Here is an 18,105-nt window from a genome sequence, read left to right on the forward strand (position 1 = left end):
GCTCAGCCCCGCTTCTCGGCGACGATCTGCTCCTGCTCGGTCTCGACCAGCGGGTCGGCCTCGGGGGCGGCCGGCTCGGAGGACAGCGTGCCGTCGCCGGCGAGGAAGCCCTTGCGGAACTCCTCGATGCCGGAGCGCATCGCAGCCTCGGTCTCCTTCTCGAGCTTGCCGGTCGTCGCGAGCGTCTGGAGGACGTCGGTCGAGCGGCGGAGGTGGTCGAGCATCTCCTTCTCGAAGCGGCGGACGTGGCTGGTCTCGACGTCGTCGAGGTAGCCGTTGGTGCCGGCCCAGATGGAGGCGATCTGGTCCTCGACCGGGTAGGGCGAGTACTGGGGCTGCTTGAGCAGCTCCATGAGCTTCTCGCCGCGGGTCAGCTGCTGACGCGTGGTCGGGTCGAGGTCCGAGGCGAACATCGCGAAGGCCGCCATGGAGCGGTACTGCGCGAGGGTGATCTTCAGCGTGCCGGAGACCTTCTTCATCGCCTTGACCTGCGCGTCACCACCGACGCGGGACACCGAGATGCCGACGTCGACGGCGGGGCGCTGGTCGGAGTTGAAGAGGTCCGACTGGAGGAAGATCTGGCCGTCGGTGATCGAGATGACGTTCGTCGGGATGTAGGCCGACACGTCGTTGGCCTTGGTCTCGATGATCGGCAGACCGGTCATCGAGCCCGCGCCGAGCTCGTCGGAGAGCTTCGCGCAGCGCTCGAGCAGACGGGAGTGCAGGTAGAAGACGTCACCCGGGTAGGCCTCGCGGCCCGGCGGGCGGCGCAGCAGCAGCGACACGGCGCGGTAGGCCTCGGCCTGCTTGGACAGGTCGTCGAAGACGATGAGGACGTGCTTGCCCTGGTACATCCAGTGCTGGCCGATGGCCGAGCCGGTGTAGGGGGCGATGTACTTGAAGCCGGCCGGGTCGGAGGCGGGGGCCGCGACGATCGTCGTGTACTCCAGGGCGCCGGCAGCCTCGAGGCGGCCACGCACGGAGGCGATGGTCGAGCCCTTCTGGCCGATCGCGACGTAGATGCAGCGGACCTGCTTGTCCGGGTCGCCGCTCTCCCAGTTCGCCTTCTGGTTGAGGATCGTGTCGACGGCGATGGCGGTCTTGCCGGTGCCACGGTCGCCGATGATGAGCTGACGCTGGCCACGACCGATCGGGATCATCGAGTCGATGGCCTTCATGCCGGTCTGGAGCGGCTCGTGGACGCTCTTGCGGTGCATGACGCCGGGCGCCTGGAGCTCCAGGGCGCGCATGGCCTCGGCCTCGATCGGGCCGAGCCCGTCGATCGGCTTGCCGGTCGGGTCGACGACGCGGCCCAGGAAGTTGTCACCCACGGGGGTGGAGAGCACCTCGCCCGTGCGGTGCACGGCCTGGCCCTCCTCGATCCCGGTGAACTCACCGAGGACGATGACGCCGATCTCCCGGACGTCGAGGTTGAGGGCGAGGCCCAGGGTGCCGTCCTCGAAGCGGAGCAGCTCGTTCGCCATCGTGCCGGGCAGACCCTCGACACGCGCGATGCCGTCACCGGCGACGGTGACGCGCCCGACCTCCTCCCCCACGGCCTCGGTCGGCTGGTAGGAGTCGACGAAGCTGTCCAGCGCCGCCCTGATCTCCTCGGGCTTGATCGTCAGCTCGGCCATTGCGGTTCCTTCTCCTTGGCGACTGTGGTCGCGGTTCGTCAAGTGGTGCGGGGTGTGGGTCAGCCGGCGAAGCGGCGTCGGGCGTCCTGCAGGCGGGTGAGCGTGGTGCCGTCGATGACCTCGGAGCCCACCTGGATGCGCATCCCGCCCAGGACCTGCGGGTCGACGCCCACGTTGACCTGGACGGCGCTGCCGTAGGCGCGCTGGAGGATCTCGGCGAGCCGGGCCTCCTGCGCCTGGGTGAGCGGCGAGGCCGCCGTCACGTTCGCGACGACCCGGTCACGCCGGGCGGCGGCGAGCTCCCCGACGCGCCGCAGCGCGCTGGCGAGCGAGCCGGCGCGCGGGGTGGTGACGAGACGCCGCACGATGAGGCGGGTCTCGGCACTGGCGCGCTCGGCGATGAGGGAGTCGATCAGCGCGACTCGTCGCTCGGCAGCGATGTCGCGGTTGGCGAGAGCCGCCCGCAGCTCCCGGTCGGAGGCGAGCAGCCGCTCGGTGCGGAAGAGCTCCTCCTCGACCTCGAGCAGCACGCCGCGCGACTGCGCGGCGGCCAGCACCGAGGCGGTGCCGAGCTCCTCGACAGCTGCGCCGAGGTCCTCGTCCGCGGACCAGCGCGAGCGGACCATCCCGGCGAGCAGGTCGACCGCCTCGGGGGCGATCTTGCCGTCGAACAGGCCACCGACGAGGCGCGCCTTGGCGTCGCCGGTCCGTGCCGGGTCCGTCAGCGCCCGCCGGAGCGAGCCGGAGGACGCGAGGGTGTCGGCCACCTCGAAGAGCTGGGAGCCGAGCTCACGCCCGCGCTCGCCCGCCTCGCGGAGGGCGACCTCCCACCGCTCGCTCGCCGCACGCAGTGCGGTCTGGCTGCTCGCTCGCATCACGCCTCCGTCGCCCCGCCGACCTTCTCCCCGCCGGGGACAAGCTCGGTCTGGGAGTCGAGCTCGTCGAGGAAGCGGTCGATGACGCGCTGACGACGCTGCTCGTCGGCCAGGGACTCACCGACGATGCGCTCGGCGAGGGTGGTCGCCAGCGCGCCGATGTCGGTGCGCAGGGACGCGGCGGCCTGCTGACGCTCCGCCTCGATCTGCCGGTGGGCGCTCTCGACGATCCGCTCGGCGTCCGCACGGGCCTGGGCCCGGACGTCGGCCGCGATGACCTTCGCGTCCTCCTGCGCCTGCTCGCGGACACGGGCCGCCTCGACCCGCGCCTCGGTGAGCTCGCGCTCGATCTCCGAGCGCAGCTCCTCGGCCTCGGCCCGCGCGTTCTCGCCGGCCTTCAGGCCACCCTCGATCTTCTCCGTGCGCTCGTCGAGGATGCGCGTGAAGACCGGGAGGATGAGCTTGACGAAGGCGAAGGCGATGATCGCGACGCAGACGAGCGACCAGATGATGTCGTAGTCCGCAGGAATCAGCGGGTTCGAGTCTCCCCCCTCCGCTGCCCGGACCAGGGCCGTTGCCATCATCAGAACACGAAGCCCGCGGCGAAGCCGATCAGGCCGAGGGCCTCGACGAGGGCCGCACCGATGAACATGTTGACGCGGAGGGGGCCGGCAACCTCGGGCTGACGGGCCGTGGCCTCCTGGGTCTTGGCGACGAGAAGTCCCAGACCGATACCGGGGCCGATCGTGGCGAGGCCGTAACCGATGGTGGCGATGTCACCAGTGATTTCCACGGGGTGTTCCTTCCGTTGTTGTCCCAGGCCCATGCCCGGCACGTTGGGTGATGACCCGGCCCTCATGACCGGGTCGTCGATCAGGTCAGTGCGCTTCCTCGGACAGCTGGATGTACACAGCGGTGAGGAGCGTGAAGATGAAGGCCTGGAGTGCCGCGATGAAGATCTCGAAGATCGTGAACGCGAAGCCGGCGGCAAGGGTGACCGACCCGAGCAGCTTGAGCCCACCGGCCGCCTCGAAGAAGAGGAAGTGGGTGGCGCCGAAGCACAGCACGAGAAGGAGGTGGCCGACGAGCATGTTCGCGAGGAGTCGGATCGTCAGCGTGATCGGCCGCAGGATGAACGTCGAGAGGAACTCGATCGGCGTGAGGATGACGTAGAGGAACTTCGGCACGCCGGGCGGGAAGAGCGAGGACTTGAGGAAGCCCCCCGCACCCTGGGACCGCACACCGGCGATGATGAACCCGATGTAGGCGACGACCGCGAAGACGAGCGGCACGCCGATCACCGAGGAGCCCGCGATGTTGAGGAACGGGATGACACCGGTGATGTTCATGGCGAACACGCCGAAGAAGATCACGGTGAGCAGCGCGGTGGCGCGCCGTCCGCTCTCCTTGCCGAGGACCTCCTCGGCGATGTTGACGCGGACGAAGTCGAGCGCCATCTCGATCGCGCCCTGGAAGCGCCCCGGGACGAGCCGGGCGCGACGGGCGGCGAGCCAGAAGACGGAGACGATGAGCAGCGTGGCGACGACGCGCACGAGCATGATGCGGTTGAACTCGAAGGGAGTGCCCTCGAAGAGGAACGCGCCGGGGAAGAACTCGCCCTGCAGCGTCGGGGCGTGGAAGCCCTCGCCCTCACCGGCGGCGCTCGTGACGCCCACGGCCAGGGGGAGGAGTGTCGCGGCGGCAGACAGGGCGGACCCCCAAGAGTCGGTCGGGATGTGCGGTGAGTGACCGCGTTGTCAGGATCGGGCCAAGCCTAACGTATGCGCAGGACCGCCCAGGACCCCGCACGGGCGGCCGGGAGGCGCGAGGACCTTCGTCCCGCGCCCCCGCCGGGGAGGTCGCCGGGGTGCCGCAGCGCCGTGCGCCCGGTCACCGCGCAGGTCACGCCGGGTACGCCGCGGCACACCCGCTGTTTCCCGGTGCCCGCGCCGGTCACGCGGCCCCGCCGGGGGCCGTCCCGGCGGGCCCTGCCGACGGCTCACGCCGTGAGCAAGGCCACAGCGCGAACGTCTCAGACGCCGTCGTCCGGGCGGGCGGAGGGGTCGACGTTCGGCACGCGCGCCTTGAGCGCCGCGGACATCTCGATGCCCACGGAACCGAGGATGGCGAGCACGAGGGTGGCGAAGAAGACGACCGGGTCGTAGAAGTCGCGTCCCCGCACGACGAGGAGGACGACGAACACGACGACGACCTTCGCCAGCCAGCTCCCCACGAGCGCGGCGCTGGCCACGTACAGGGGCCGGTCCGCCGTCGCGACCATGACGACGGCCGTCGTCAGCGTGAAGAAGGCGACCAGGCCGGTGCCGAGCACCCCGCCCCACAGTCCCGGCATGCCCGCCACGAGGTAGCCGACGACGCAGCTCCCGACGCCGAGGACCACCAGGAGGATGGCCATCTGGCGCAGCGCGGTGCGGAACATCGTGCGCAGGGGGGACGGGGAGGTCATGCGGACTCCTTGGCGTGGCGGGAACGGCGCAGCCCGGGGAGCTTGCCGACGGTGACGAGCAGGGCGAGGACGACGGCGACGCCCGTGGCGACCAGCACCGTGCCGCTGTCGAGGACGACGAGCGCGGCGGCACTGAACGAGAAGACCGTGGTCCACAGGTACATGACGAGGACGGCACGGCGGTGGCTGTGGCCCCACGAGAGGAGGCGGTGGTGCAGGTGCATGCGGTCGGGCTTGAAGGGCGACTGCCCGGCGCGCAGCCGGCGCAGGACCGCGAGCGTCATGTCGAGCAGCGGCAGGAGGAGCACCGCGACCGGCAGGAGGATCGGGACGAAGGCGGGCAGCACCTGGCCCGCGGTGGCGCCGCCGGGGTCGATCTGGCCGGTGACGGTGATCGCCGCGGCCGCGACGGTGAGGCCGAGGAACATCGAGCCGGAGTCACCCATGAAGATGCGTGCGGGGTGGAAGTTGTGCGGCAGGAAGCCCAGACACGTCCCGACGACGGCGGCGATGAGCACCGTCGCGAGGTTCGAGTAGTCCCCCGGCGTCTCCGTCCGGGTGAGGAGGTAGGTGTAGCCGAAGAAGGCCAGTCCCCCGATCGCCATCATCCCCGCGGCCAGGCCGTCGAGACCGTCGACGAAGTTGACGGCGTTCATCGCGACGACGACGACGAGGATGGTCGCGACGAGCGACAGCCGTGCCGAGCCGATGGTGAGCCCGAAGACCGGGAAGGTGATGAGCTGGACGCCCTGCCACGCGATGAGTCCCGCGGCGAGCACCTGGCCCGCGAGCTTGGTCATCCAGTCGAGGTCCCAGATGTCGTCGGCGACGCCGAGGAGGCAGACGAGCGCCGCGCCGCCGAGGATCGCCCACGGCCGCCCGGAGTCGAGGACGCCGTCGAGGAAGGGGACGCGGGAGGCGAGGAGGAGCGCGACGGCGAAGCCGGCGAGCATCGCCAGCCCGCCCAGCCGGGGGGTGGGCACCGTGTGGACGTCGCGGGCGCGGACCGGGGTCAGCGCGTTCGTCAGGCGGGCCAGCCGCAGCGCCACGGGGGTGGCGATGAAGGTGACGACGGCCGCGACGAGCATCACGAGCAGGTAGACCCTCACGGCCCGACGGCACCGTCCTTCGCGCCGTCGTCGTCGGAGGCGGGCCGCTCGACGTCGGTGATCTCGGGGACGACGGCGGTGAGCTCGTCCAGGCTCAGCGCGCCGGCGCGCACGATGCGCAGCGTGGGGCCGGTCGCGTCGATGATCGTCGAGGCCACTCCCCCGCGGGAGGGCCCGCCGTCGAGGTAGACCTCGACGCGGTCACCGAGCGCGGTGGCCGCCTCGAGGACGGTCGTCGCGGCGGGGCGGCCGTGGCGGTTGGCGCTGGAGACGGCGAGCGGTCCGGTCCGGGTGAGGAGGGCCAGGGCGATCTCGTCGTCGGGCATGCGCAGGGCCACGGTGCCCCCGGTGTCGCCGAGGTCCCACGCGAGGGTGGGCTGGGCGCGGCAGATGACGGTGAGCGGCCCGGGCCAGAAGGTCTCGAGGAGGGTGTGGACGGCGTCCGGCACCTCCGTGGCCAGGCCGGCGACCGTGGCGGCCGCGGGGACGAGGACGGGCGGCGGGCTCTGGCGCCCGCGGCCCTTGGCGTCGAGGAGGGCCGTGACGGCGGCGGGGTCGAAGGCGGCCGCGCCGATCCCGTACACGGTGTCGGTCGGCAGGACCACGAGGCCACCGGCGGAGAGGGCGGTGGCCGCGGCGTCGATGCCCTCGTCGCGGGTCTCGGGCTGGGTGCAGTCGTACACGCTCACGTACCGGATCCTCCCACGGGCGCCGGTGGAGGGATGACATCCTCACCGGTCATGACCCACGTCAAGCGCGCCGTCCTCGCCCTCGCGCTGCTCGTCCACCTCGCCGCGCTGTACGTCCCGCGGGTGCCGGGCGACGGTCCGGACCTCTTCCCGGGCGCGGACAAGGTCGCGCACGTCGGTGTCTTCGCGCTCGTCGTCGTCGCGGCGCTGTGGGCCGGGCTGCCGGCGCGCTGGGTGGTGCCGCTGGCGCTCGTCCACGCGGTGCTGAGCGAGGTGCTGCAGGGCGCGCTGCTGCCGGGCCGCGAGGGGGACCCGTGGGACGCCCTCGCGGACGTCGCCGGCGTGGGGCTGGGGTGGGCTGCTGCGGTCCTCGTCACACGCGCCGGGCGACGACCATCCGGTCCCGCCCGGTGAGGTCCCGCACGGTGCGGACCTCGGCGAAGGCACCGGTCCGCGCGCAGGCCTCGCGCGCCGCGGCGGCCTGGACCTCGGCGTGCTCCATGACGACGGTCCCGCCCGGACGCAGCAGGCGAGCCGCCGAGCGCAGGACGGCGCGCGGCACCTCGAGGCCGTCCGCCCCGCCGCCGTAGAGGGCGAGGTCGGGGTCGTGGTCGCGGACCTCGGGGTCCTGCGGGACGGCGTCCGGCGGCACGTAGGGCGGGTTGGAGACGACGACGTCGACCGTGCCGTCCAGCTCGGGCAGCGCCGTCGCGGCGTCGCCGGCGACGAGGGTGACGTGCGGGGCGAGGTCGGCGACGTTCCGGGCGGCGACGGCGAGCGCCTCCGGGCTCAGCTCGACCGCCCACACCGTGGACGTCGGCACCTCGGTGGCGACGGCGAGCGCGATCGCCCCGGAGCCGGTGCACAGGTCGACGACGCGGGGGGCGCCCACCTGCCGGGCGGCGGTGATGGCCTCCTCGGCGACGAGCTCGGTCTCGGGCCGCACGACGAAGGCACCCGGCTCGCTGACGAGGCGCAGGTGGCGGAAGAACATCTCCCCGGTGAGGTGCTGGAGGGGCTCGCGGCGCCGGCGGCGGTCGACGAGGACGGCGAAGGCGGCGAGCTGGTCCCCGCTCGGACGTCCCGCGGTGACGAGCGGGCCGCCGATGACGTGCTCGGCGAGGAGCCGCGCGTCGACGCCGGGCGAGGGCACCCCGGCCTCGGCGAGCAGCGCCTGCGCACCGCGGACGGCCTCGCGCCAGGAGATGTCGACGGCAGCCTCAGGCATGGGCGGCGGCGGCGAGCCGCTCGGCGGCGTCCAGCTCGACGGCGGAGGCGATGACGGCCGCGAGGTCGCCGTCGAGCACGTGGTCGAGGTTGTAGGCCTTGAAGCCGGTGCGGTGGTCGGCGATCCGGTTCTCCGGGTAGTTGTACGTGCGGATCCGCTCGGAGCGGTCGACCGTGCGTACCTGGGAGCGACGCGTGGCGGAGGCGGCCGCGGCGGCCTCCTGCTGGCGGGCGGCGAGCAGCCGCGCGCGCAGGACGCGCATCGCCTGCTCGCGGTTCTGCAGCTGGGACTTCTCGTTCTGCATCGACACGACGATCCCGGTGGGGACGTGGGTGATGCGGACGGCGGAGTCGGTCGTGTTGACGCTCTGCCCGCCGGGCCCGGAGGAGCGGTAGACGTCGATGCGGAGGTCGTTCTGGTCGATCTCGACCTCGCCGGGGTCGTCCGCCTCGGGCAGCACGAGCACGCCGGCCGCGGAGGTGTGGATGCGGCCCTGGGACTCGGTGACGGGCACGCGCTGGACCCGGTGGACCCCGCCCTCGTACTTGAGGCTGGCCCACACGCCGTCGGACGGGTCGTCGAGGGCGCCGCGGGCCTTCACCGCGACGGCGACGTCCTTGTAGCCGCCGAGGTCGGACTCGGTGGCGCTGATGAGCTGGGTGGACCAGCCGCGGCGCTCGGCGTAGCGCAGGTACATGCGCAGGAGGTCCCCGGCGAAGAGTGCGGACTCCTCCCCGCCCTCCCCCGCCTTGATCTCGAGGATGACGTCGCGGCCGTCGTCGGGGTCCTGGGGGACGAGGACGGCGCGCAGGTGCTCGGCGGCGTCGTCGGCCGCGCGACGCAGCGAGGGCAGCTCGGCGGCGAAGGACTCGTCGACCTCGGCGAGCTCGGCGGCCGCCTCGGCGTCGTCGGTGGCGCGGCGCCAGGCGGTGTAGGCGGACACGACGCGGGTGAGCTCGGCGTAGCGCCGCCCCAACCGCTTGGCCTTGCCGGCGTCCGCGTGGACGCCGGGGTCCGCCAGGGCCCTCTCGATCTCGGCGTGCTCGGCCAGCATCGGCTCGACGGCCGCGAAGTCCTCACTCATGCCGACCCCCACCACCCCTTCGCATATGTCGGAAAAACGCGGTCCCACCCGTCCTGACACCGTACCGATCCCGCATATGTGGGAGGGGGTGACGCGGGGGTGGGCAGACGACAGCGCCGGTGGGACCTGCCCACCGGCGCTGGACGACTGCTACTTGCGCTTGCCGTACCGCTGCTCGAAGCGCGCGACGCGGCCACCGGTGTCGAGGATCTTCTGCTTGCCCGTGTAGAACGGGTGGCAGGCGCTGCAGACGTCAGCGTTGATCTTGCCCTCGGTGGCGGTGGAGCGGGTCTCGAACGTGTTCCCACAGGTGCACGTCACCGTGGTGGTGACGTACTCGGGGTGGATGCCCTGCTTCATGTGTGTCTCCTTGGTGTGCTTCGCTCCCGGGTCGGCCCGCGCGGTACGTGCCGTGAACCGGAAGTCGACGTTCCATCGTGCCAGAACGCCGCGGCGTGCAGAAATCTTCCCACGGCCCGGGGGCCGGTGGGGTCAGTCGTTGCCCATCCCGGGTGTGGTCTTCTGCACGGTGAGCAGGAACGCGGCGTTCGAGCTCGTCTCGCGCATCTTGCCGAGGAGCAGCTCCACGGCCTGCTGCTGGTCCAGGCCGCTCATGACGCGGCGCAGCTTCCACACGATCCGCAGCTCCTCGGGCGACAGGAGCAGCTCCTCGCGGCGCGTGCCGGACGCGTTGACGTCCACCGCCGGGAAGATGCGCTTGTCGGCCAGGGACCGCGACAGGCGCAGCTCCATGTTCCCGGTGCCCTTGAACTCCTCGAAGATCACCTCGTCCATCTTCGAGCCGGTCTCCACGAGCGCGGAGGCGACGATGGTGAGCGAGCCGCCGTTCTCGATGTTGCGGGCCGCGCCGAAGAAGCGCTTGGGCGGGTAGAGCGCCGAGGCGTCCACACCACCGGAGAGGATCCGGCCCGAGGCGGGCGCGGCGAGGTTGTAGGCGCGCGACAGCCGGGTGATCGAGTCGAGGAGCACGACGACGTCCTGGCCCAGCTCGACGAGCCGCTTGGCGCGCTCGATGGCGAGCTCGGCGACGATCGTGTGGTCCGTGGCGGGGCGGTCGAAGGTCGAGGCGATGACCTCACCCTTGACCGTGCGCTGCATGTCGGTGACCTCTTCGGGCCGCTCGTCGACGAGCACGACCATGAGGTGGACCTCGGGGTTGTTCGTCGTGATCGCGTTCGCCATCTGCTGCATGACGATCGTCTTGCCGGCCTTGGGCGGGGCGACGATGAGGCCGCGCTGGCCCTTGCCGATCGGGGCGACGAGGTCGACGATCCGGCCGGTCATCGCGGTGGAGACGGTCTCCAGGCGCAGCGGTTCCTCGGGGTACAGCGGCGTGAGCTTGGCGAACTCCGGACGCTGCCGCGCACGGTCGGCCGGGGTGCCGTTGACCGAGTCCAGGCGCACGAGCGCGTTGAACTTCTGGCGCTGCTGCTCGTCCTGCGGCTGGCGGACGGCGCCGGTGACGGCGTCGCCACGGCGCAGGCCGTACTTCTTCACCTGGTTGAGCGAGACGTAGACGTCGTTCGGCCCGGGCAGGTAGCCGCTCGTGCGGACGAAGGCGTAGTTGTCGAGGATGTCGAGGATGCCCGCCACGGGGAGCAGGACGTCGTCCTCGGTGACCTCGAGCTCGTCGAAGCCCGGCAGGTCGCTCGCGCCCGGCCGGCGCTTGCGGTTGCGGTCGCGGTTGCGACGGCGGTTGCGACCGGTGCGGTCGGTCTCCGGCTCGACGGCGCGGCGCTGGTCGGCGCGGCGCGCGTCCTCCCGGCGCTCGTCGACCTCGTCGCGCGGCGCGGGGAGCTCGATCGCCTCGAGGGCCTTGACGGCGCGCTCACGGTCGACCGGCTCACGCTGCTGGCGCGCCGCGGGCTGCTCCTGCTGCTCCGCCTGCGCACGCTCGCGCCGCTCGGCCTGCGCACGCTCACGCTGCTCCGTCTGGGCACGCTCACGCTGCTCGGCCTGCGGGCGGTCACGCGGCTCGGACTGCGCGCGCTCACGCTGCTCCGTGTCGCGCTGCTCGGCCTGCGCACGCTCGCGGCGGGGCGGGCGCTGCCGCTCACCGTTGGTCTCCGCGGCCTCGGCCACGGGGAGCGCGGTCTGCTCGGCGGTGTCGCCGCCCGCGCGGGGCTGGCCCGCCTCGGCGGAGACACGGCGGCTGCGCCCGCGACGCGGCGCGGCGGCGGGTGCATCGGTGGGCGCGTCGGTGGAGGTGGCTGCGGGGGACTCGGCGGCGGGTGCCGCGGAGGGGGCCGGGGCGGCGGACGCGCCGGCGCCGGCGCCGCGCGAGCTCCCGCGGGCCTCGCGGATGGCGGCGACGAGGTCGCTCTTGCGCATCCGGGTGGTGCCCTTGAGCCCCATGCCGGCGGCGAGCGACTGCAGCTCCGCCAGCTTCATGGTGCTCAGCGAGCCACCGCCGGCGGTGGCCGTGGTGGCGTCAAGCTGTTCTGTCACGAGGTTCCTTCCCTCGGAATTGGCCCCATGACCTGAGGCCGGGTGAGCCCGGACGACGTCCGGGGTGATCACTCCGCACGACCATGACCGCAGACAGCGGCAGGAGATCGGGGGGAGGGTGCCGCGGCCCTGGGGCTGGACACCCACGTGGGATCACAGCCCGACGGCGCCGAGGCGCGGCCAGTGTAGCAGCCGGGCCTCAGGAGCCGCGGGGACGGCCCGGCGCCCGGGGCCGGGGAGTTGTGCCCATTGCCCCGCTCGCACGCCACCGGCGATCATTCAGGCGACACGTCGTGGGAACCGGACCGGAGGGGGCAGCCAGTGGAGGTCGACGCCGAGGAGGTCAACCGGATCGTCGCGGCCCTGAGGGGCGTGACGCTGGCACCCCGTGCCGGGGCGGTCACCGACGCCGCCGTCGCGGGGCAGGAGCTCTCGGCGGCGCTCACGACGACGGAGGCGACCTGGGCCGCCGAGCTCGCCACGCAGGACGCCGCGCTCGCTGCGCTGGCCGACTTCCTCGTCAGCGCGCTGGAGACCTTCACCGCCGTCGACGAGTCCCTCGCCACCGCCGCGGCCGGGGAGGGCTCGTGACGGGGGCGCGCGAGGCGGTCGAGCTCGCCCGCCGGCTCAACGCCGCAGCAGTCGCACCCGGCGCCACCAGACAGGTCGCCGCCGTCGTGCGCACCGCCGGGGCCGAGTCGGTGCTGCGCCTGGGCGACGAGATGCTCACCCGTCCCGACGGGTCCCGGCTGCTCGCCGCGGGCATCCGCGCGCGCCTCGCCGCCGGTGACGACGACGCCGGGGTCCGCGCGTGGCTGCGCGCCGTCGCCGACGCCCAGGAGGTCGTCGGCACGGCCTCCGTCCCGGTGACCGACGCGGCGGAGGGCACGCGATGACCGTCGCCGAGCTCCTCGAGGGCCTCGACGACGCCGACGCCGCCCGCGGCGACGCGCTCGACGCCCTCCAGGTCGATGCCGGGACGCTGATCGACACCCTCGACCACGCCGTCGGGCTCGCGCAGACGGCTGCCGCGCGCGGCTGCGCTGCCGTGTCCACCACGCTCGACGCCGACCCCGGTGCGCTGCGCGACGTCGTCGCCGGCTTCCGCTCCGACGCGGCCAGGTGCGCGTCCGCCGCGGACTCCGTGTCCGCCGTCTCCTCGGTCGCGCTGCCCGCCGGACTCGTCGGCGCCACCGGCACGGCCGTGGGCGAGACGATCGCCGCGACGCTCACCAGCCTGCGCCAGGAGGCGGAGGGCCAGGAGCTCGTCGCCCAGCACCTGTCCACCTACGCGGACGCCCTCGACGAGCTCACCCAGGCCCAGACCGCCGCGCAGGGCCGGGCCGAGGGCGGCCGGTCGACACTCGCCGGCATCCACGTGCCCGACTTCGGCGCCGTGCACGGCATCTTCGGCTGGGACTCCCCCTTCCACGACGACTTCGACACGGCGCGGGAGATCGCCCGCTCGGCGCTGGACGCACTGCGCGAGGTCTCCTCGGCCGTCTCCGACTACCGCACCGCCCTCGTCGCCCTCCAGGACATGGTGGGGCCGACGGAGGTGGGGCTCGGCGACGCGAACGGTTACGCCCGCGTGGGCGGGGTCATCGCCGGCGGCGCCCCGCTGCCCGCGGGCTTCACCCCGCTCGACCTCATGACCTCCCACTACAGCTCCAGCCCGGACCAGCCGGACGCCTCGATCCTCTCCGACGCCGAGTGGGCCCACTTCACCGAGCGGTGGAACTCCCTGACGGACAAGGAGCGCGAGGAGCTGCTCGCGGCGATGTCGGGCACCGCGGACGGCCGCGTCCCCGCCCTCGTCATGTCCGCGCTCGCCACCGGCGCGCCGCTGGCCGCCGTGCTCGCGCTGGCGAGCCGCCTCAAGGCGCTGGCCGCCACCCCGGAGGGCCGGGAGGTCATCTCCGAGGTCGCCGGCCTCGACCTCGCCGACGCCGCGGGTGCCGCGGAGCCGGGTGTCCCCGGCAGCCACAACGTCCTCGACGTCGGCGGGGAGGAGTACGACCAGGAGGGCCCCACCTGCGCGTCGACCGACCTGCTCCTCCTCGCCAGCCAGACCGACCCCTTCCTCGCTCTCGTCATCGCGACCGGTGAACCTGTCGACGGGTACTGGCCCGAGGTGCTCGAGAACGTCGAGCCCGCGGACCTCCAGGGCCTGACCCCGGCGGAGCGGTTCCGGCTGCTCCAGGTCGAGGCCCGCAACTACATCAACCAGGACTTCCCGGACAGCCAGTGGAGCCTGGGCGACGACCCCCGGGACGAGCCCGGCAGCATGCGCTCGGGGACGGAGACCGTCACGGGCACCACGCGGACCGACCCCGGCCCGGAGTCGATGGCCGACATGACGCGCACCGTGGACGCCGGGCAGCCGGTCGCCATCTCCGTCACCGTCGGAGACCGCAGCGACCCGGACGGCGGCGGCGGTCACCAGCTCCTCGTCGTCGGGCACGAGAACGGCAGCTACCAGGTCTACGAGCCGAACACCGGGGTGTGGACCGTGAGCGCCGCGGACATGGAGGCCGGCGTGCTGCCGCCCGAGGTCGTCGAGAGCATCTTCGGCACCGACCGCTTCTTCGTCCACGAGGGGTACTACCTGCCGTGAGCGCCGTCCGCCGCGCCTCCGTGGTCCTCCTCCTCGCCGTGCTCGTCGGTGGCTGCGACAGCGCGCCGTCCCCCACCCCCTCCCCGTCCACGTCCCCGGCGGCGGCGGACGTAGACGCCGCCCGCCTCGCCGCCGTCGAGGCGGCCGTGCCCGTGGACGGGCTCGAGGTCCGCGAGGGCGGCGAGCGGTCCTGCGCGCCGGACGCGCAGTGCCTGCCCGGGACGGTCCGCACGACGCTCCACGGCAGCGAGGAGCTGCCCGAGCGCAGCTGGGAGGCGACCGCGGGCTGGCTGCGGGAGGCCGTCGAGCCGTGGGCGGCCGACGGCTGGCAGATCGTGTACTCGGTCTGCGCGCCCACCCGCGCGGGCACGGCGCTGGTCAGGGAGCTCGACGCCGACGGCGGCCCCTTCGTCGCGCTCGCCCGGCTCGACACCCGCGACGGCGCGCGGACCGTGGAGGTGACGGTGCCGCTCGCCGAGGAGAGCGCCGACCCGTGGGGGACCACGCGCACGATGCTGCCCGACGCCGCGTGCTGGCACGGTGCGGCCCCGGACGACCTCGTCGAGCAGTCGACCCCGCCGCGCACGAGCCCCTGAGCCGGGCGGCGCGCCGGGTCAGGCGGTGACGAGCCGGGCGCCGCGCGTGACGGCGGGGGTGAGGACCCGCCAGCCGTGCCGGGTGAAGGCCGCGACGTGGGCGTCGTCGGCGCGGGTGAGCGTGAGGACGCTGGGCCCGGCCCCGGACACCACCGCGGGCAGCCCGAGCTCGCGCAGCGTGTCGATGACGCGCAGCGACTCCTCCATGACGACGGCGCGCTGACGCTGGTGGAGGCGGTCCTCGGTGGCGGGCAGGAGGAGGTCGGGACGCTCGGAGAGCGCGAGGACGAGCAGCGCGGCGCGCCCGGCGTTGAAGGCGCCGTCCTCGTGGGGCACCTGCCGCGGCAGCACCGAGCGGGCGGTGCCGGTGAGCAGCTCCCCCGGCGGGACGAGGACGGTGGGGCGCACGTGCTCCCCCACCCGCAGGCGGGCGGCGCGCGGGCGACCGTCCTGCGACCACGCGACGGTGGCGCCGCCGAGGATCGCGGGCGCCGCGTTGTCCGGGTGGCCCTCGAACTCGGTGGCGAGCGCGAGGACCGTGTCGTCGTCGAGCGCCTCGGGCTCGGCGACGAGCCCGCGCGCGGCGACCAGCCCGCCGACGACCGCGGCGGCCGAGGAGCCCAGCCCGCGCCCGTGCGGGATGCGGTTGTGGCAGTGCAGCTCGAGGCCGGCCTGCGGGGCGCCGGCGTGGTCGAGCGCCGCGCGGATGGCGCGGACGACGAGGTGGTTCTCCCCCTCCGGCAGCGAGCCGGCGCCGCTGCCCGCGACGGTGACGTGGGTGAGACCGGTCGTCGCACGCACGGCGATGTCGTCGACGACGTCGATCGCCAGGCCCAGGGCGTCGAAGCCGGGTCCGAGGTTGGCGCTGGTGGCGGGGACCTGTACCCGCACCGTGTCGTGCGCGAGCCGGCCCATCGTCACGCGAGCCCGAGCGCTGCCGCGGTGGCGGCGGCCTGCGGCGCGACGACCTCGGGGTCGATGTCGGCGTTGCCGAGGGCGGTGGCGGTGTCCTTGAGACCGTTGCCGGTCACCGTGCACACGATGGTGGCGCCGGCCGGGACGAGGCCCCGCTCGGCGGCCTGGAGCAGGCCGGCGACGCTCGCCGCGGACGCCGGCTCGACGAAGACGCCGACCTCGCGGGCGAGGAGCGCCTGCGCGTCGAGGATCTGGGCGTCGCTCACGGCGTCGATCCAGCCGCCGGACTCGTCGCGGGCGGCCTCCGCCAGCGTCCAGGACGCCGGGTTGCCGATGCGGATCGCCGTCGCGACGGTCTCCGGGTGCTCCACGGGCGCGCCCTTGACGAACGGCGCGGCGCCCTCGGCCTGGACGCCCCACATCTGCGGGGTGCGGGTGGCGCGCGCCGGCAGGCCGGGGGCGTCGGTCGCGTACTCGCGGTAGCCCATCCAGTAGGCGGAGATGTTGCCCGCGTTGCCGACGGGCAGGACGTGGATGTCGGGGGCGTCACCGAGGGCGTCGACGATCTCGAAGGCCGCCGTCTTCTGCCCCTGGAGGCGGAAGGGGTTGACGGAGTTGACGAGCGCGACCGGGTAGTCCTCGGCGAGGGAGCGGACGATGGTGAGGCAGTCGTCGAAGTTGCCGTCCACGGCCACGAGCTCGGCGCCGTGGACGATCGCCTGCGCGAGCTTGCCGGCGGCGATCTTCCCGGCGGGCAGCACGACGGCGCAGCGCAGACCGGCGCGCACGGCGTAGGCGGCGGCGGAGGCGGAGGTGTTGCCGGTGGAGGCGCAGACGACCATCTCGGTGTCCGTCGCGGCCACCTTCGACATCGCCATCGTCATGCCGCGGTCCTTGAAGGAGCCGGTGGGGTTGGCGCCCTCGACCTTGACGTGGACCTGCGCCCCGACGCGCTCGCTGAGCACGGGCGCCGCGACGAGCGGCGTCCCGCCCTCGCCGAGGGTGACGACGGGGTCCCCCGGCTCGATCGGCAGCCGGTCGGCGTACTCGGTGATCACGCCTCGCCACTGGTGCGCCATCAGACGTCCTCCACCCTGGTCACGGCCAGCACGCGCTTGACCGACGGAATACGGGCGACGGCGTCCGCCGTCGCTGCCAGCGCAGCCTCGCTGGCGCGGTGCGTGACGACGACGAGCACGGCGGCGCCGTCGGCGGCGTGCACCTGCTCCTGCGTCACGGTCATGATCGACAGGCCCTTCTCACCGAAGGTGCCGGCGATCTGGGCGAGCACGCCGGGCACGTCGGCGACCTCGAGACGCAGCTGGAACTGCGTCGTCACCTCCTCGCCGCCGAGCAGCGGGAGATCGGCGTAGCGGGACTCGGCCGGCCCGCGCCCGCCGGAGACGCGGTTGCGCCCGGCCGCGACGACGTCGCCGAGCACCGCGGACGCCGTCGGCGCCCCGCCGGCACCCTGCCCGTAGAACATGAGCCGGCCGGCGGCCTCGGTGTCGACGACGACGGCGTTGTAGGCGCCGTGGACCGCGGCCAGCGGGTGCTCGAGCGGCAGCAGCGCGGGGTGGACCCGCACCGAGATGCCCTCCCCGGCCGCGGTGGTGCGCCGCTCGGCGACGGCGAGCAGCTTGATGACGTGGTGCCCGCGGGTCGCGGCCTCGACGTCGGCGGCCGTGACGTAGCGGATCCCCTCGACGGGGACGTCGTCGATGCTCACCCGGGTGTGGAAGGCGAGGGAGGCGAGGATGGCGATCTTCGCGGCGGCGTCGTGGCCGTCGATGTCCGCCGTCGGGTCGGCCTCCGCGTAGCCCAGGGCCTGCGCGTCGGCGAGCGCCTCGCCGAAGCCGACGCCGCGGGAGGTCATCTCGTCGAGGATGAAGTTCGTCGTGCCGTTGACGATGCCGACGACGCGGCGCACGTGGTCCCCGGCGAAGGACTCGCGCACCCCGCGCACGACGGGGACGGCGCCGGCGACGGCGGCCTCGAAGTAGAGGTCGACCCCGCGCTCCTCGGCGGCCTCGTAGAGCTCGGGGCCGTGGGCGGCGAGCAGGGCCTTGTTCGCGGTGACGACTCCCGCGCCGGCCTCGATCGCCTCGAGGACGAGGCTGCGGGCCGGCTCGATGCCGCCCATGAGCTCGACGACGAGGTCCGCGCCGCGGACGAGGCCGGACGCGTCGGTGGTGAGCAGCCGGGTGTCGACGACGTCGGCACGGGGAACGGTGGTGTCCCGGACGGCGATGCCCACGACCTCGAGCCGGGCCCCGGTCCGCGCGGTGAGGTCGTCGGCCTGCTCGGTCAGCAGCCGCACCACCTCGGTCCCGACGGTCCCGCACCCGAGCACGGCGACGCGTAGCGCCCGCTCACTCATCGACTACTCCTCTTCCTCGGTGCCGCGGTCAGGATACGG

20 protein-coding genes are annotated in these 18,105 nt (G+C 73.6%); 5 read left to right on the top strand and 15 right to left on the bottom strand.

The features are described 5' to 3' along the window. Positions 1-2: 2 nt before the first annotated feature. From atpA to H9624_RS03710, 8 genes are all read right to left on the bottom strand, one after another. Entirely contained in the window at positions 3-1,637 is a 1,635-nt protein-coding gene (atpA, locus tag H9624_RS03675; RefSeq protein WP_251838532.1) for a F0F1 ATP synthase subunit alpha, read from the bottom strand. 59 nt (positions 1,638-1,696) lie between these two features. Further along, on the bottom strand, positions 1,697-2,512 hold the full coding sequence (locus H9624_RS03680; protein ID WP_251838533.1) for a F0F1 ATP synthase subunit delta: 816 nt from the start codon (positions 2,510-2,512) through the stop codon (positions 1,697-1,699). Next, on the bottom strand, positions 2,512-3,096 hold the full coding sequence (locus H9624_RS03685) for a F0F1 ATP synthase subunit B (RefSeq protein WP_307784919.1): 585 nt from the start codon (positions 3,094-3,096) through the stop codon (positions 2,512-2,514). Before H9624_RS03685 ends, H9624_RS03680 begins: the two co-directional genes overlap by 1 nt. Then, the gene (atpE, locus tag H9624_RS03690; protein WP_110851925.1) at positions 3,096-3,299 is read right to left on the bottom strand and encodes an ATP synthase F0 subunit C; all 204 of its coding nucleotides are present in this window, start codon (positions 3,297-3,299) and stop codon (positions 3,096-3,098) included. The genes H9624_RS03685 and atpE overlap by 1 nt, the downstream gene beginning before the upstream one ends. Positions 3,300-3,390: 91 nt before the next feature. After that, entirely contained in the window at positions 3,391-4,194 is an 804-nt protein-coding gene (gene atpB / locus H9624_RS03695; RefSeq protein ID WP_286010817.1) for a F0F1 ATP synthase subunit A, read from the bottom strand. A gap of 350 nt (positions 4,195-4,544) precedes the next feature. Then, a complete protein-coding gene (locus H9624_RS03700) occupies positions 4,545-4,979 on the bottom strand; it encodes a Cg1360 family ATP-synthase-associated protein (protein WP_251838535.1) in 435 nt (144 codons plus the stop codon). After that, a complete protein-coding gene (locus H9624_RS03705) occupies positions 4,976-6,088 on the bottom strand; it encodes an MraY family glycosyltransferase (RefSeq protein ID WP_251838536.1) in 1,113 nt (370 codons plus the stop codon). Before H9624_RS03705 ends, H9624_RS03700 begins: the two co-directional genes overlap by 4 nt. After that, positions 6,085-6,777, bottom strand: coding sequence for an L-threonylcarbamoyladenylate synthase (locus tag H9624_RS03710; protein ID WP_251838537.1), 693 nt, complete (start codon positions 6,775-6,777; stop codon positions 6,085-6,087). The genes H9624_RS03705 and H9624_RS03710 overlap by 4 nt, the downstream gene beginning before the upstream one ends. A gap of 33 nt (positions 6,778-6,810) precedes the next feature. On the opposite strand from H9624_RS03710, the gene H9624_RS03715 reads away from it, so the two are divergent. Next, positions 6,811-7,191 (top strand): VanZ family protein, encoded by a 381-nt coding sequence (locus tag H9624_RS03715; RefSeq protein WP_251838538.1) that lies wholly within the window; start codon positions 6,811-6,813, stop codon positions 7,189-7,191. Here the strand turns inward: H9624_RS03715 and prmC are convergent. The 4 genes from prmC to rho form a co-directional block, all read right to left on the bottom strand. Further along, positions 7,151-8,005: a peptide chain release factor N(5)-glutamine methyltransferase gene (gene prmC / locus H9624_RS03720; RefSeq protein WP_251838539.1), complete on the bottom strand. Its 855-nt coding sequence runs from the start codon at positions 8,003-8,005 to the stop codon at positions 7,151-7,153. The two genes, H9624_RS03715 and prmC, sit on opposite strands and share 41 nt — an antisense overlap. Next, complete coding sequence (prfA, locus tag H9624_RS03725; protein ID WP_251838540.1) at positions 7,998-9,089, bottom strand: peptide chain release factor 1; 1,092 nt, start codon at positions 9,087-9,089, stop codon at positions 7,998-8,000. The genes prmC and prfA overlap by 8 nt, the downstream gene beginning before the upstream one ends. Before the next feature lie 150 nt (positions 9,090-9,239). Continuing rightward, positions 9,240-9,449 carry a 50S ribosomal protein L31 gene (gene rpmE, locus H9624_RS03730; protein WP_139072963.1) on the bottom strand — a complete coding sequence of 70 codons (210 nt, stop codon included), beginning with the start codon at positions 9,447-9,449 and terminating at the stop codon, positions 9,240-9,242. 132 nt (positions 9,450-9,581) lie between these two features. Further along, the gene (rho, locus tag H9624_RS03735) at positions 9,582-11,558 is read right to left on the bottom strand and encodes a transcription termination factor Rho (RefSeq protein ID WP_372435092.1); all 1,977 of its coding nucleotides are present in this window, start codon (positions 11,556-11,558) and stop codon (positions 9,582-9,584) included. Between the two features lie 321 nt (positions 11,559-11,879). On the opposite strand from rho, the gene H9624_RS03740 reads away from it, so the two are divergent. The 4 genes from H9624_RS03740 to H9624_RS03755 are packed head-to-tail and all read left to right on the top strand — an operon-like array spanning position 11,880 to position 14,771. Beyond that, positions 11,880-12,149, top strand: coding sequence for a hypothetical protein (locus H9624_RS03740; RefSeq protein ID WP_251838541.1), 270 nt, complete (start codon positions 11,880-11,882; stop codon positions 12,147-12,149). Beyond that, positions 12,146-12,454: a hypothetical protein gene (locus tag H9624_RS03745; RefSeq protein ID WP_251838542.1), complete on the top strand. Its 309-nt coding sequence runs from the start codon at positions 12,146-12,148 to the stop codon at positions 12,452-12,454. Before H9624_RS03740 ends, H9624_RS03745 begins: the two co-directional genes overlap by 4 nt. After that, positions 12,451-14,175, top strand: coding sequence for a hypothetical protein (locus H9624_RS03750; RefSeq protein ID WP_251838543.1), 1,725 nt, complete (start codon positions 12,451-12,453; stop codon positions 14,173-14,175). Before H9624_RS03745 ends, H9624_RS03750 begins: the two co-directional genes overlap by 4 nt. Further along, the gene (locus H9624_RS03755; RefSeq protein WP_251838544.1) at positions 14,172-14,771 is read left to right on the top strand and encodes a hypothetical protein; all 600 of its coding nucleotides are present in this window, start codon (positions 14,172-14,174) and stop codon (positions 14,769-14,771) included. Before H9624_RS03750 ends, H9624_RS03755 begins: the two co-directional genes overlap by 4 nt. Before the next feature lie 18 nt (positions 14,772-14,789). Here the strand turns inward: H9624_RS03755 and thrB are convergent, their stop codons facing one another. From thrB to H9624_RS03770, 3 genes are read right to left on the bottom strand one after another with little or no spacing between them, the layout of a single operon-like run. Then, complete coding sequence (gene thrB, locus H9624_RS03760) at positions 14,790-15,686, bottom strand: homoserine kinase (RefSeq protein ID WP_251838994.1); 897 nt, start codon at positions 15,684-15,686, stop codon at positions 14,790-14,792. Between the two features lie 2 nt (positions 15,687-15,688). Further along, entirely contained in the window at positions 15,689-16,765 is a 1,077-nt protein-coding gene (gene thrC / locus H9624_RS03765; protein ID WP_251838545.1) for a threonine synthase, read from the bottom strand. Further along, the gene (locus tag H9624_RS03770) at positions 16,765-18,066 is read right to left on the bottom strand and encodes a homoserine dehydrogenase (protein ID WP_251838546.1); all 1,302 of its coding nucleotides are present in this window, start codon (positions 18,064-18,066) and stop codon (positions 16,765-16,767) included. The genes thrC and H9624_RS03770 overlap by 1 nt, the downstream gene beginning before the upstream one ends. Positions 18,067-18,105 lie beyond the last annotated feature (39 nt).

This window comes from Oceanitalea stevensii (assembly GCF_014837105.1).
Classification (GTDB): domain Bacteria; phylum Actinomycetota; class Actinomycetes; order Actinomycetales; family Actinomycetaceae; genus Oceanitalea; species Oceanitalea stevensii.

What these genes read in the sequence shown, in the direction of transcription:
- atpA (WP_251838532.1), bottom strand. Translation starts at nt 1,637, where the DNA reads ATGGCCGAGCTGACGATCAAGCCCGAGGAGATCAGGGCGGCGCTGGAC.
- H9624_RS03680 (WP_251838533.1), bottom strand. Translation starts at nt 2,512, where the DNA reads ATGCGAGCGAGCAGCCAGACCGCACTGCGTGCGGCGAGCGAGCGGTGG.
- H9624_RS03685 (WP_307784919.1), bottom strand. Translation starts at nt 3,096, where the DNA reads ATGATGGCAACGGCCCTGGTCCGGGCAGCGGAGGGGGGAGACTCGAAC.
- H9624_RS03700 (WP_251838535.1), bottom strand. Translation starts at nt 4,979, where the DNA reads ATGACCTCCCCGTCCCCCCTGCGCACGATGTTCCGCACCGCGCTGCGC.
- H9624_RS03715 (WP_251838538.1), top strand. Translation starts at nt 6,811, where the DNA reads ATGACATCCTCACCGGTCATGACCCACGTCAAGCGCGCCGTCCTCGCC.
- prmC (WP_251838539.1), bottom strand. Translation starts at nt 8,005, where the DNA reads ATGCCTGAGGCTGCCGTCGACATCTCCTGGCGCGAGGCCGTCCGCGGT.
- prfA (WP_251838540.1), bottom strand. Translation starts at nt 9,089, where the DNA reads ATGAGTGAGGACTTCGCGGCCGTCGAGCCGATGCTGGCCGAGCACGCC.
- rpmE (WP_139072963.1), bottom strand. Translation starts at nt 9,449, where the DNA reads ATGAAGCAGGGCATCCACCCCGAGTACGTCACCACCACGGTGACGTGC.
- H9624_RS03750 (WP_251838543.1), top strand. Translation starts at nt 12,451, where the DNA reads ATGACCGTCGCCGAGCTCCTCGAGGGCCTCGACGACGCCGACGCCGCC.
- thrB (WP_251838994.1), bottom strand. Translation starts at nt 15,686, where the DNA reads ATGGGCCGGCTCGCGCACGACACGGTGCGGGTACAGGTCCCCGCCACC.
- thrC (WP_251838545.1), bottom strand. Translation starts at nt 16,765, where the DNA reads ATGGCGCACCAGTGGCGAGGCGTGATCACCGAGTACGCCGACCGGCTG.
- H9624_RS03770 (WP_251838546.1), bottom strand. Translation starts at nt 18,066, where the DNA reads ATGAGTGAGCGGGCGCTACGCGTCGCCGTGCTCGGGTGCGGGACCGTC.